Below are 13,415 nucleotides of genomic sequence, written 5' to 3' on the forward strand. Positions count from 1 at the left end.
GTAAAAAAAGTAAAGTTTCTTTATAATTCAACAAAATTTAAAATCACCAACAAAAGTCAATAATCTATGAATAATAAACATTTAATTCTCGCCTTAAGCTTGGTACTTCTTTCTGGATGCGCGAAAAAATCGGAACAAGCTGCTGAAACTTCAGCAGCTGCTCAAGATGCACAAGTCGTTGCTCAGGATGCTGTTCAAGCGGCTGATGCCGCAGAAAAAAGTACTGAGCAAGCTAGTGAAAATTCTGTTGATACTACACCTCTGACTGAACAAAAACCTGAAACTATTTTAAGTACCGATGTCAGCCAAGCAGAAAAAGCACGTCGTATGGTGCGAGAAGCACAGGTTAATTTCACAGCCAAAGATGTGGTGAAAACTGCTTTAGAAATTGATAAGCTCACTTTTCAAGCGGGTGGCTTTATAGAGCAGAAAAATATCAGTTTTGATGTACTCGATGTAAAAACACAAAAAATTGCGGATGGTAAAATCCGAGTTTTTGAAAAAGTTGATCCGCATGCTGAGATCATTGTCAGAGTACCGAGTGATAAAGCTGCGATATATGTCAATCAGTTATTGCCATTGATGTACTTTTTAAATCAACAACAATATTCTGCTAAGCGTTTTGAGTTAAAGCTTTTAGAAGAAAAAATTGGACAAACTCAAAGCGTTCCAAGTGATACCAAACCATCACAGCTGAATGAAATTTCCCGTTTAACCCAACTTGAAGTTCAAGATCGTGTGCGTTTTAGCACGATTAGTATTGCCATTAAGCAACCTGCGATGGTGAGAGAAAGTCTGGATGTTGATGTTGCTGCTGTGGCACGCTTAAACGGTGATAGTTTTTGGAAGCGTGCTTGGGAAGGTGTTCAATATGGCTGGCAATTTATTTTGGATTTATTGGTTATTTTAGTCACCATTTGGCCTCTTTATTTACTGGTATTTATTGGCTTGATTATTTATCGAGTGATTAAACCTGTAATGAATAAATTATTTAATGATTCATCATCGACTAAAGCGCCTAAAGATGTAACAAAAGATCAGATGAATTCTACAGATGAAAATGAATAATTTTGCTTAGTGCTATGCTGTAATTTTTAAAACCAGTGCAATTGCACTGGTTTTTTAATGTGTTGTCAGTTTTTCAAAAAGCTGTTGCATCCCTTCAGTCGCACTCATTTTTAAACATTGATATTGTTGGGGAACACGCTCATAACTGGCTTGTGGATCAATATAATATGCATCACAGTGTTCTGGAATCTCGTGTATCAAACTTGCCACAGGGTAAACGGTTAATGTGGAGCCGATAACAATAAAAATATCAGCATCACGGATTATCTGTACTGCTTCTTCATAAGCAGGAACTGCTTCACCAAACCAAACCACATGGGGGCGAAGTGGATATCCTTCAGGACATTTATGTTGTTCTAGATCCAATTGCCAACCATCTATAGGATAAAACTGAGTTGTGTACTGCGAATTGGGTTTAGAACTTTTAGCAAGGCGAATATTGCCATGTAAATGAATAACTTGTTGGCTTCCAGCACGTTCATGAAGATCATCAATATTTTGAGTAATTACAATGACATCAAAATGTTGTTCGAATTGAGCAATGATATTGTGTGCTTGATTAGGGTGGGCTTGGAGAATATGTTGACGTCGTTCATTATAAAAACGTTGCACCAATGCAGGATTACGCTCCCAAGCTTCAGGTGTAGCCACCTCTTGAATATCATAATTCTCCCATAAGCCATTACTATCTCGGAAAGTGCTGATTCCACTTTCCGCACTCATTCCCGCACCTGAGAAAACTACAATTTTTTTCATAGGATAAACAATTAAAATTTTTAAAATGCTAACATAAATATTGTGAAATATGACTGAAACGTTTTTTATTGGAATTAATTTGTTATAAAATAATAGTCAGTCAAACTTCGATCATTTCGAATATTTTTTATAAAAATCAAATGTACTAGAAATAAGTTAAATTGGAACAGCATGGAAACACGTGATATTGTCAATGCCCCTGAAGTAAAAAAGACAATTGTAGAGCGTAGTCAACGCCGGAAAGATGATCCAGAAATTACCCAATGGTTTGAAAAGAAATTCTTTGAATATGTGATTAAACAATTTAATCCAGTTTTTCATGTAAATTCGGTCTCTGCTTGGAAAATTTGTCAACTTCCGCAGCCCATTCCTACATGGTTTTTGAACAAGCTTGAACAACAGCCAGAACATCAGATGTTGTATGTTGATCCTTTACATGAACAGATTTTGGAGCTGGAAAAGCCCATTTTAGAGTTTTTTAATTCGCGTTTAAAAAGCAATTTAAAAGGCAAATTCATGAAAATGACCTATGAGCAAGTGTTAGAAGCTTGGCATAAAGATCATGAAGCAATGAAAAAGCGTTTAGAAAAAGGGCAATGGGACAGCAGTGAGCAGGCAATTGATGAAGTTTTAACTGTAAATACAGGCAAGTTTATTGAAATTACGGCAACAGGAATGTTGTTACGTAAGGAAATGGCATTTGAATCACGTTATATGCAGCACTGTTTAGGGCAGTTTAGCAACCTGATTGAATTGAAAGATGGCTATGGTGAATACTATGTGACGCAAAAAGAGCAGGGGATATTTCGTTATTTTAGCTTAAGGGATTCAAGCAATAAGCCCCATGTAACCATCAGTTTAGAATGGGATGGTGAAGCCTGGTGTATTGAGCAGATTAAGGGTAAGCAGAATCAAGCACCAGTTAAGAAATATGCAGATGATGTCTTATTATTTTTAAATCATATTCAACCAAATAATAATCACAATCCTGATTGTTTAAGCATGGGAATCGTCTATCAACCTGAGATAAATGAAGATTTAACCAATCATGTCAATCAAGCCTTATATTTCTATTTTCATGAATTAGATGATCCTTGTAAAATTGAAACGCTGTTGATGAAAAATCATCATCTATTGGAACAATATGATCATCAAACCAATGTGATTCAGCATCTTTTACTGGGACTAAATCGTCCAGAACATATCAGGCACCCATCAGAAAAATATATAGAAGAAATCCTTGCTTATACAAATCAAAAGCAAACTGAGAAAAAATTTGATTTAAAGGTTGAGTTAAGTCAAGCAAAGTCAAAGAAATCGCTGTGGGGCGTGGTCTTTAAGCCTTATTTCTGGTTGCTTCAGACTTTATATGGTTTAAGCAAGATTCCATTGCTTGGTTGGATGATTAAAATTATCGTCTATATCATTGCTTTGCCTTGGATGCTGTTAAATTTAAAGCAGGACAATCGTAAGCAATGGATGCTTGCAACTGGTGATCTGATTTATTTTCGTAATCATATTCAATGGTATCAGGTGGATAGCTTAACGTTAGCGCATTTTGAACAGCATCCAGAAATATATAAAAACCATTTAAATCAATTGTTAAATATCAAACAGAAAAAAGCAGGTTCTAAAGAGAAACAGATTCGTTATTTTTTAAATCAATATTTTCAAATCGCTCAATTAGAAAATCTTTATTCAAGTAGTGAATTTGGTACTGCAAGTTATTTAAGAGATATTTTGGTGTTTAGCCATATTCAAAAAATATTTACTATACGGTTATTGGTGCAGTTCTATGAATTACAGGAATATGATGCATGGCAATACATTGTTGCTTCATCGAATATTATTCAAGACTGTTGTTCTAGCTGGCAGGATATGGGCGAGAAATATGTCGCAGGGCGTGAGCTGTATTTGATGTTTAAACATTCAGATTTTGAAAATTATGATCGCTCTGCAAAGCAAGACTTACACTTATATCAATCCATATATCCCAATAATTGGTCACTTTATTCATGGAATATTGATTTATTCTCAACCCATAATAAAAACAAAGTAGCTGAATGATGATTAAATCTGAATATACCCATGAAGTATTTCGTAAAGATATCCATTGTCCGCAAGGTTTATTGGAAAGTAAAAACTATGCAGAATTGGAAGATTTTTTCAATGTGTTATGGCAAAGTCGAAGTCATAAATCGCCGCAGCTTTGGGAAAATGAATGGTTTGATCAGCCCAAACAAATGTTTAAGGACATATTCTTAAATCATGGCGTAACTGCATTAAAACATATCAATGAATGGCATTTGGCTTTTCCAGAAAGTTTTTTTCCTTATATTGTTCGTGTGCGTTATTGGGCTTTTTGGGCAGCGGAATATCGTGGGCAAGAATGGTCAAGCAATGTTACAGATGAAATGTGGGATTGTGCAAGAGAGGCGCAAAAGCAGTTGTATGCTTCCGCAATGCAAGCTTTTGCATTTAGTTCGGATACATGGACAATTGCGCTGCATCTATTAAATTCGGCAGTTCACTTGGATGAACCCGAGTGGTTTTCTGAGTGGATGCTTAGGCGTCGATATCCTTCAAATTTAGTGCATAAAATAAATGCTTCAGCCCAAGCAATGGCGCAGAAAAGTGGCTTAAATCAAGATTTAAAAATTGATCTACCCCAAGATGTACCTCAACTTTTACTAAAATATCTAAATTTGAAAGAAGAAATTGATTTACCTCAAGCTGATGCTGCTTTTTGGTTAAAAATATTTATTGAAGAATCAGGTTTTGGCTTGCTTGCGGTAAGAGATTATTGTTGGTATCTATTGCCAAGATGGGGACACGATCATCAGGCCATTATTGATTTTGCTCAGTCGGATTGGTGTCAACATTTTAGTGAAATCGAAAAAAGTGAATTAAATTATATCGTATGGTTTGATACGCTTGATACGAGTTTTGATAAAGATCAAACACTTGAAATAAAAAAATATATCCAAAAAGCCCAAGCAATCTTAAAACGCCCCTTAACGGAAGGTAATCGAGCAGTTATCTATTTAAAATTGGCGTATTTTTATTATCTGTTAGATGAAAATGATCCAAGAATTTTATCTTGTTATCAAAACGCCGCAGATTATCCTGTATTTGATGAGTATAATCTTGATCGTGCAACTTATTTTTGGCGACATAATGCTCAAGATTCAGATTTTTTAGGCCGAATAGCGTTGTCCAATCGGAAGCATCTTGCCAGTGCTGCGGTTCTTTATGGTTTTCTATGTCAACATGGTTGGTCAAGTGTTGAAAAAAATCCATTGGTTGCTCAATCTTGGTATGAACAGGCAAAATTATTGGAAGCACCAAAAGCTTATCCTGAAGGGCGTTACTGTTGTTTTTTTCGTGTCGCAAACAACTTTGATGATGATCATGGATATATTTTTATTATAGATTTATTACATCAAGGTGCAGATTTAGGCTTTGTGTATTGTTGCTTTAGTGCTGGTTATATTCACTCTTTGGCTGAACATGCCTTATATGATGTGAAACAAGAACTGTATTATGCAAAAAAAGCAGCAGATCAAGGTCATTATATTGCCATGTATAATATGGGTATACATTATCTAAATTTAAGTATGGATGAAAATCAATCTCAACCTAAAGAATATTTAAAAAAGAGTTTAGGGTATTTTGAACAGAGCCGATTAGGTTTAGAAAAGTCGCAACAAGACCATCGTTATATTAATTCTGATTTGCTGAATGATTTAATTGATATTTATGTCACCCGCTTATTTAATTTTAGCTATTATCCTGAAATTGCAGAGCAAGTGATTGCAGTTTTAAAAACAAAAGCACATAAACGCCATATTGCTGCAATGTGTGCGATCGCAAGACTGCATTTTGACGCTAAAAATCGACCTCATTATTATGACTATGTTGAAGCAGTTACATGGTGTCAGGCGGCATATTTACAAGCTCCAGAGCAGGAGCTTGTAAAAGAAGTTTTATATGAAATTATGGGAAAAACCAAGCGCAGTATCAAAAAGTATAATCAAACAATTGCCAGTATCGCCGCTTCAAACATACCTGGGCGTCAAGATGTTTTAATTTAGTTGGTTTCTGAGGAGTGAAATATGAAGCTAAAATATTTTAAAATTGATTATTAAGTCCATAATATAGAACATAATGCTTTTGACCTTAAGATCATGACATTAAAAAAGAATGAAAGGCTTCTAATTTCATGATTTATTTTTAAATTATTCAATAAATTTAATTTGATTAATAAAATAAAAGGACTCATCAGCACTTGGACCCATGACTCGATCTGCATTCTTTTCAAATTGAATATCTGCTTGGATTTTTTTTTCAATATATTCCTTTTTTAAAATTTGTCCGCTTGTTTCTTCATCATGGTCAAACCATTGCCCGCACTTTTGATTGCAATATGCATAAATAGTTTTACCTTGGATGTTTTTCAACAGTAAACCATTATCATCAATTCCACCACCATTGACCAATATATAGTTTTGAGTTTGAGCATTGGCAAAATGACTATACGAAATACAGATAAGAATAAGCAATATCTTTTTCATCTTTTCCTCAAGGTTTAATACGACTTTATTGTATATACGCGGATATTTTACAATAAAAGGCGTGGATTAAAAGAAAAGGTCTGTAAAACAGACCTTAAAATGCAGAGGCTAATGATCATGGTGTAAATATTTCGGCTGTTTAGGTAATTGCATGCTACAGAACAGACAAATAATCAGCATGACAATCACATAAACAAAAAAGCTATTTTCATGACCGAGGTCTTTTAACTTTAATGCAACTGCAGGGGCAGAACCACCAAAGATTGCATTACCGACTGCATAAGCAAAACCAACCCCAAGGGCTCGAATATGTGGTGGAAACATTTCTGCTTTAACTAAACCACTGATAGAGGTATAGAAACTGAGCAACATCATTAAGAAGATCAGTAACAAAGTCACAATAAACGCTGAACCACTAAAATATGGCATCGCAATGACCATTACAGGGTAGATAAAAATAGCACAGCTGGTACTGAAGAGCATCATTGAAGCACGACGACCAATTCGATCTGCCAGCATTCCGAACAAAGGTTGCGCACACATAAATACAAATAGGGCAATGGTCATCATATAGCCGACGGTTTTGTCTGCAAATCCAAGGCTGGTGATATAGGTTTTTGAATATACGGTGATGATGTAAAAACATAAAGAACCCGCTGAGGTATAACCAACCACCAGCAGAAAGGTATTCCAGTTCTTGCTGAGTAATTCTTTTAAACTGCCTGAACCCTCTTTCGCACTATCATTTTCAGATAAAGTTTCTTTTAAATGTCGTCGTGCAAAGAATGAAAGAATGGCAACAACACCACCAATAATAAATGGAATACGCCAGCCTCCATCCATTAACTGTTCTTTGGACATGAGTGCCAACATGATTACACCCAAAAGGCTTGCTAAAAGTTGTCCGCCAGACAACGTCACATACTGAAAAGAGGAATAAAAACCACGTTGACCTTTTAATGCAACTTCACTCATATAGGTTGCAACAGTACCATACTCACCACCTACTGAAAGTCCTTGTAGAAGTCGTACAGCCAATAATAGAAATGGTGCTGCCATACCGACTTGATCATAAGTAGGGAGTGCTGCAAATAAAAATGAACTGATTGCCATTAAGGTAATAGAAATGATCATGGATTTTTTACGTCCATAGGTATCGCCAATCCAGCCAAAGAGCCAACTGCCTATGGGCCGCATGAAAAAACTAGCAGCAAAGACACCCCACACATAAATTGCTTTTGTAGAGTCATCCATATCTGGAGCGGTTAATGCGTGGGTGAAATAGGTTGCGAATGCTGCATAAATATAGAAATCAAACCATTCCACCAAGTTACCAGAAGCAGCCCCAACGATAGCCATGACACGATTACGTTTTTCATGTGGCTGATATATATGTGTTTCAGTCATAAAATATCCTTATTATGCCGCTGCGATTTTTATGCTTTAAAATGTGAAAAATTAATTTTTTTGCATTTCAAACCATTTAGATTTTGCATTTCGATTTTAAAATTAAACGATTATACAAATACGGTATTGGTACAAAAAATACACAGCTTTATACAGCTATATCTATAAATTAATGCAAGAATGTTCTTGTTTTAATTTGCATAATATGAGAATTTATTGATTAATTGCATATTGTGAAAATGAAAAAAATAAATAATTATCAGAAAAGATTAATAGATAAATCTAGTGACTATTTAAATTAAATAGTTTTGGATGGGAAGTATATAAAAATATCACACAATAAGATCAGCTTTTTTTGAAAGGAAATAATGGATCGAACTTTTGTTTTATTAAATTTATATAAAAATAATTTTAAATTATATTATTGCATTTATGCAAAAGTTGTATTTCATAATATGTACTCTAAATTATAAAATATTATAAAAAAATCAATAAATTGAGATTCACATGAAAAGTCTCCTATGGTAGACAAAATATTATTTTTTATTATAAAGTAATATACAACTTAAAAAAACTACACAATAGATTATGTTGAATAATATTTATTTTGCTTTAGAAAAATTGGGGCTAACAGCACAGAATCGTACGATCCATGTTCTATTTTCAAATTCATCTTTAAATGATCAAGTGTTCCTGCAACGTATTGATGGGACACATGCACTTAACTTAGGCATTAACCTACAATTAACTTGTCTATCTACATCAGCAAGCATTGCTCTAAAAAGCTTTGTTGGTAGTCAAGTGGCCGTGGATATTGTTAATGACAAATCTGAGCTGAATCGAATTTCAGGGATCGTAACCAAAGCCGATGTAGGTGCCAGTGACGGTTCTCTTACAATTTATCGCCTTACAGTAGAAGACCCCACAGCGCTTTGGAAATATCGCAGAAACTCCAGAGTGTTTGTGAATAAATCTGTTGTTCAAGTTGTGGAGGTTCTATTTCAAGAATGGCGAGAGCGAAGTCCATTGTTTGCCTCAAGCCTGACTTTGGATAAAACTGGTTTAACCAAAGACTATGATGTCCGACCATTCATCATGCAGAGCAATGAGCTCGATTTTGACTTCATTCAACGGTTGTTGGCTTCTGAAGGGATAAGCATCTTAGTCGATGAAGCGCAGCATAAAGTTTCTAGTTCTTCAGAGCAGATTCAACCACAGATACTACGTCTAATCGATCATAATGCACAATACAAAGCACTAGATCGCCGTAGTATCCGTTTTCACCGTAGCAGTGCTGTAGAAAGACAAGATAGCATAACGGCATTTACTGGTTTACGTTCTATTCAGCCTACGGCTGTACATGTACAAAGATGGCAAGCGGATGCTTTAGAACAAGAAGAAGGTGCAGGTTCAGTTCTTAGCAAGCATAAGCATTCAGCCAATCAGAATGTGGCAAGTTTAGCTTTAGAACAGGCATTTCATGTCAGTCCTGCATGGATACAGGACTTAAAAGGTGAAGATGGTGTAACCAAATCTGGTCATGTCCAAATTGAAAAGCTCAATGAAAACTTGAGTAAATATTTCGATCTACAAGCCAAAAAATTTATTGCTATTTCTACAGTAAGAGATGCATATGTGGGGTATTGGTTTGAATTTAATGAACATCCTGAAATAGATCAGCATTCAGGTGCAGACAAAGAGTTTTTGATCACCTCAAAGACATTCTATAATCAGAACAACTTGCCTAAAGACCTGAATGATCAAGTGACAGCATTACTTAAACAAAGTCATTGGCAATTGAACAATATCATCACCAATAACAAAGATGAACGTCAAGCCAATCAGCTTGTATTGCAACGTCGAAACATCGACGTCGTTCCTGAATATAACCTACTGCAACAACGACCTATAACACATCCACAACGAGCAAAAGTTGTCGGGATGGATGGGGAGGAAATTCATGTCGATGAATGGGGACGTATCAAAGTACGCTTCTTGTTCACTCGAAATGAAGACCACACCCATGATGGTGGTGCAGGTTCAAATGACAATGATACAGATTCGGCTTGGGTCGATGTACTGACGCCTTGGGCAGGAGAAGGCTATGGGGCACTATTTTTACCGAGGGTTGGAGAGATCGTCATGATCTCTTTCAGTAATGGTGACATTGACAGACCCTTTGTGGTGGGACGAATTCATGAAGGGTGTCGTTATCCGACTAAGTTTGATGACAAAGGCAAGTTGCCTGACACAAAAAAATTAGCAGGGATTAAAACTAAGGAATATCAGGGCAGTGGCTACAATCAACTTCGCTTTGATGATACGACCAACCAAATAAGCAGTCAATTACAGAGTAGTCATGCGACAAGCCAACTCAACTTGGGTAATCTCAGCCACCCAAAAGAAACCGAGACCAGTGAAGGGCGAGGAGAAGGTTTTGAGTTAAGAACTGACCAATGGGGTGCGGTGCGTGCAGGGCGAGGTTTATTGCTATCAACCTATCAACAAGTGCAGGCCAAAGGTAATCATCTTGATGCAGAGCCTGCCAAGAAACAACTTGAAGGCAGTCAAATCAGAATTAAAGCACTCAGTGATATTGCCAAGAACCAAAAGACCGATGAAATAGAGTCAGTTGAGCAACTAAAAGTATTTGCTAAACAGATCCAACAAGAAATTGCCAAATTTAATCAAGCCGTGCTTTTACTCAGTTCACAAGATGGGATTGCTTTAAGCACTCCTGAAAATATCCATTTATCTGCGGATGCTCAAATTAATCAAATTGCTGGTGATAGTATTAACTTTAGCTCGCAAAAAAACTTGATTGTGCATGCAAAAAATAAAATAAGTTTATTTTCAGTGATGGATGGCATCAACTTTATCGCAGCACAGGGTAAATTTAATATTCATGCGCAGGCGAATGCTTTGGAACTATTTGCCAAACTCGGGATCACGATATCTTCGACAGAAGACAAAATTGAAATCAATAGCCCGAAAGAAGTTCAGATTACGGGGAAATCCTCAAGGATTACCTTGAACAGTACAGGAATTCTATGCGAAACAGATCGTTTATTTGAAGTAAAGTCTGGGCAACAGAAGTTTCAGGGAGGACAGAAAGTTAAAACTGAAATTCCATTACTCCCAATCATGAATGAAATTAAATCTTTTACGAATAAATGGGATTTTTATAACTTATTTTATGAAAATAAATTTTCAGAAGTTAAATATAAGTTAATCAATACTAAGAATAGTACCTACATTTCAGGAAATTTAGATGCACATGGTCGGACTCAACGTGTAGATACAGTTGAAAATCAAGATTATGAAATTCTCATAGGAGCAAATGAAGCATGGACTGTATCTATTGATGATGGCAATGAAAATAATGATTTTGAATATCACTGTAACTGTGAGGCACATGATCAAGAGATATAATTATGGATTGTTTAGCAAATATTCGGTTTTTAGATGCGCTAGATCAACCTATTAATGGTTTAGTTCATCAACTTTGGGTTGGCACATTACTTATATCAGATTTTGTAACTTCTACGAACGGTGAATCAGTATGGATCAAACGTCCAATAGGTACAATCATAGATATTCGAGTAAGAAATATAACTTCAGGAAAATATGAGTCAAAAGTAAAAATACACTTAATTGGAGAAAAAACTACTTTTATTATACGTAGCCCAAAAGTACTGCTAAAAGGTTTAAATCTTTCTGCTAAAGATGTCGCTACTGGGACATATATAAGATCAACCTATATTGTTGACGAAGGAGACTATTTATCTCGAATTGCAGTGGATAATAATACAACGACAGCTGAATTACTCAGGATTAATAGTCTAAAAAATGATACTGATATTCATCCGGGGCAAGTATTAAAGCTTCCAATTAAACAAACAAATTTAACGTCTTCGTCAGAAAATAAACCAAAACCACAAGAACCAAAGCCAAATCAGCAAGAAAAAACGAAGATTATCGTTGTTCAGCAAACAGATACGTTACCTTTGATCGCCAAACTAACAAGAAATACAGTTGATGAAATAAAAAAATTAAGTGCTCTAAGTAGTGATCGCTTGAGCCCTAATCAAAAGTTAAGAGTTTATGAGCGTCAAGTAAAATTAACTACAGTGAAGAAAAATGATGAGAAAAAGCCTGTAACCCCAAAAGTGAAACAAGACGCATCAAAAAACAAAGAGTCAACACCTGTTGCGACAGTGGAATCGCCTGAGTCAGTTAATGCAAATGGTCTGCGGCCTGAAGCATGTGGTGGAGAAAAGCATTATAAGAGAACTCTAGCTCGAATAGCTGAACTACACTCTGTTTATCAACCTATTGTTATTAAATTAATTAATATGGCTTACGAACAACTTGGTATTACGTGGGTTATTACTGATGGTTATAGAAGTCCTGCTGCTCAAGGTAAATTATCTGGTGGGGTGACTAATGCAGGACCATTGCAAAGCTATCACCAATATGGCTTAGCTATAGATATAGTATCTGTAAGAGATGGTAAAATTACATATCTTACTAGTGACTCTCAATCTGTAGAAGATAGTAAAAAACTCGGTCCAATAGGAGAAAGTTTGGGCTTAGTATGGGGTGGCATATTTAAAAAGAATGGAAAACTTAAACCAGACTATCCTCATTTCGAATTACATCCTAATGGTAAAACTTGGCGTATTTTAAAGCCACAGCTTTTGCAATTAGGTGTAAGCAATTATAAAAAATTAACTTTTTAAAAGGATGACTTTGATATGATTTTAAGAATTTTCGTAGCCTTAGTATTTTTTATAACTACAAATATCAAAGCAAAGGAAAATTTACTTACAGGTGAAGAAATCAGTAAAAAGTATAAAGTGTTACAATCATTAAGTATTCCAGCAAATTATGATAACGACATGGTATTAACTATGTATGCACATATTTATAAAATTGATGCTGCGCAATGTGTAATTGTGTCAAGGTTAGATAATGAGTCTAATTTTGGAGGATATGAAAGTATAGTTTATTTTAAAAAAGGGAAAATGTTGAGAAGTTCACAACAAGAATTTGCTTCTATTTTTTTAGATGATGATGCTAAGATTAAATCAGATCAAATAAAATACGGAGATTATTTAAGTGGAAAAGAGGTACAAATAAGTTTAAAAGAAGATTTTATTAAATATAGGGAAAATTTTAATAAAAAAACTGCAGCAGTATGTTGATTTTAAGAATTTAAATTTTTAATTTATACTGACTTATTATGGATTTTTATAGCGGTTGAGGTGAGGACTTGAGTAAAATAATTGTCTCTATAGTATTGTTATCTTATTCAATTCTGGTATTTGTTAATGATATGTTATTTATTTTAACCAAAACTTATTTAATTAATGATGATAAAATTTATTTTGATAAATTTATTAAAATTAATTGGTTATAGTTTTTAAATATAATCACAAGTTAACAAAAAGTTATATCAGATTGTCTCGAATTTTATAAAATTTGGGTTTTATATTTGTTAATGGAATTTTGAAAATTAATTTATTGAAAAAATCAATCGATGAGGTTTTTTAGAAGCTAATTTTTAAAATAGGTAGTTTAAAAATATTATATTTTAGTAAGGCGTAT

General features: G+C 34.8%; 9 protein-coding genes. 6 read left to right on the forward strand and 3 right to left on the reverse strand.

Features of this window, described 5'->3' with window-relative positions; all coding sequences use genetic code 11:
• The first annotated feature begins 66 nt into the window (after positions 1 to 66).
• On the forward strand, positions 67 to 1,068 hold the full coding sequence (locus WFN33_RS01105; protein WP_336950922.1) for a hypothetical protein: 1,002 nt from the start codon (positions 67 to 69) through the stop codon (positions 1,066 to 1,068).
• Between the two features lie 54 nt (positions 1,069 to 1,122).
• On the opposite strand, the gene WFN33_RS01110 is transcribed toward WFN33_RS01105, so the two are convergent.
• On the reverse strand, positions 1,123 to 1,824 hold the full coding sequence (locus WFN33_RS01110; protein WP_336950923.1) for an SIR2 family NAD-dependent protein deacylase: 702 nt from the start codon (positions 1,822 to 1,824) through the stop codon (positions 1,123 to 1,125).
• 171 nt (positions 1,825 to 1,995) lie between these two features.
• On the opposite strand from WFN33_RS01110, the gene WFN33_RS01115 reads away from it, so the two are divergent.
• Positions 1,996 to 3,891: a cytoplasmic protein gene (locus tag WFN33_RS01115; protein WP_336950924.1), complete on the forward strand. Its 1,896-nt coding sequence runs from the start codon at positions 1,996 to 1,998 to the stop codon at positions 3,889 to 3,891.
• The gene (locus WFN33_RS01120; protein WP_336950925.1) at positions 3,888 to 5,918 is read left to right on the forward strand and encodes a DUF4034 domain-containing protein; all 2,031 of its coding nucleotides are present in this window, start codon (positions 3,888 to 3,890) and stop codon (positions 5,916 to 5,918) included. Before WFN33_RS01115 ends, WFN33_RS01120 begins: the two co-directional genes overlap by 4 nt.
• Positions 5,919 to 6,062: 144 nt before the next feature.
• Here the strand turns inward: WFN33_RS01120 and WFN33_RS01125 are convergent, their stop codons facing one another.
• Entirely contained in the window at positions 6,063 to 6,398 is a 336-nt protein-coding gene (locus WFN33_RS01125; protein WP_336950926.1) for a hypothetical protein, read from the reverse strand.
• A gap of 108 nt (positions 6,399 to 6,506) precedes the next feature.
• On the reverse strand, positions 6,507 to 7,805 hold the full coding sequence (locus tag WFN33_RS01130) for an MFS transporter (protein ID WP_336950927.1): 1,299 nt from the start codon (positions 7,803 to 7,805) through the stop codon (positions 6,507 to 6,509).
• Between the two features lie 588 nt (positions 7,806 to 8,393).
• Here WFN33_RS01130 and WFN33_RS01135 point away from each other — a divergent pair.
• Genes WFN33_RS01135 through WFN33_RS01145 form a run of 3 tightly spaced genes read left to right on the forward strand, consistent with a single transcriptional unit; the run spans position 8,394 to position 13,012 of the window.
• Positions 8,394 to 11,237, forward strand: a complete 2,844-nt coding sequence (locus WFN33_RS01135) for a type VI secretion system Vgr family protein (RefSeq protein WP_336950928.1) — start codon at positions 8,394 to 8,396, stop codon at positions 11,235 to 11,237.
• Positions 11,238 to 11,239: 2 nt separating this feature from the next.
• Entirely contained in the window at positions 11,240 to 12,547 is a 1,308-nt protein-coding gene (locus WFN33_RS01140) for a LysM peptidoglycan-binding domain-containing protein (RefSeq protein ID WP_336950930.1), read from the forward strand.
• Positions 12,548 to 12,562: 15 nt separating this feature from the next.
• A complete protein-coding gene (locus WFN33_RS01145) occupies positions 12,563 to 13,012 on the forward strand; it encodes a hypothetical protein (RefSeq protein ID WP_336950931.1) in 450 nt (149 codons plus the stop codon).
• Positions 13,013 to 13,415 lie beyond the last annotated feature (403 nt).

The sequence above is a fragment of the Acinetobacter sp. AS167 genome, assembly GCF_037152175.1.
Lineage (GTDB): Bacteria > Pseudomonadota > Gammaproteobacteria > Pseudomonadales > Moraxellaceae > Acinetobacter.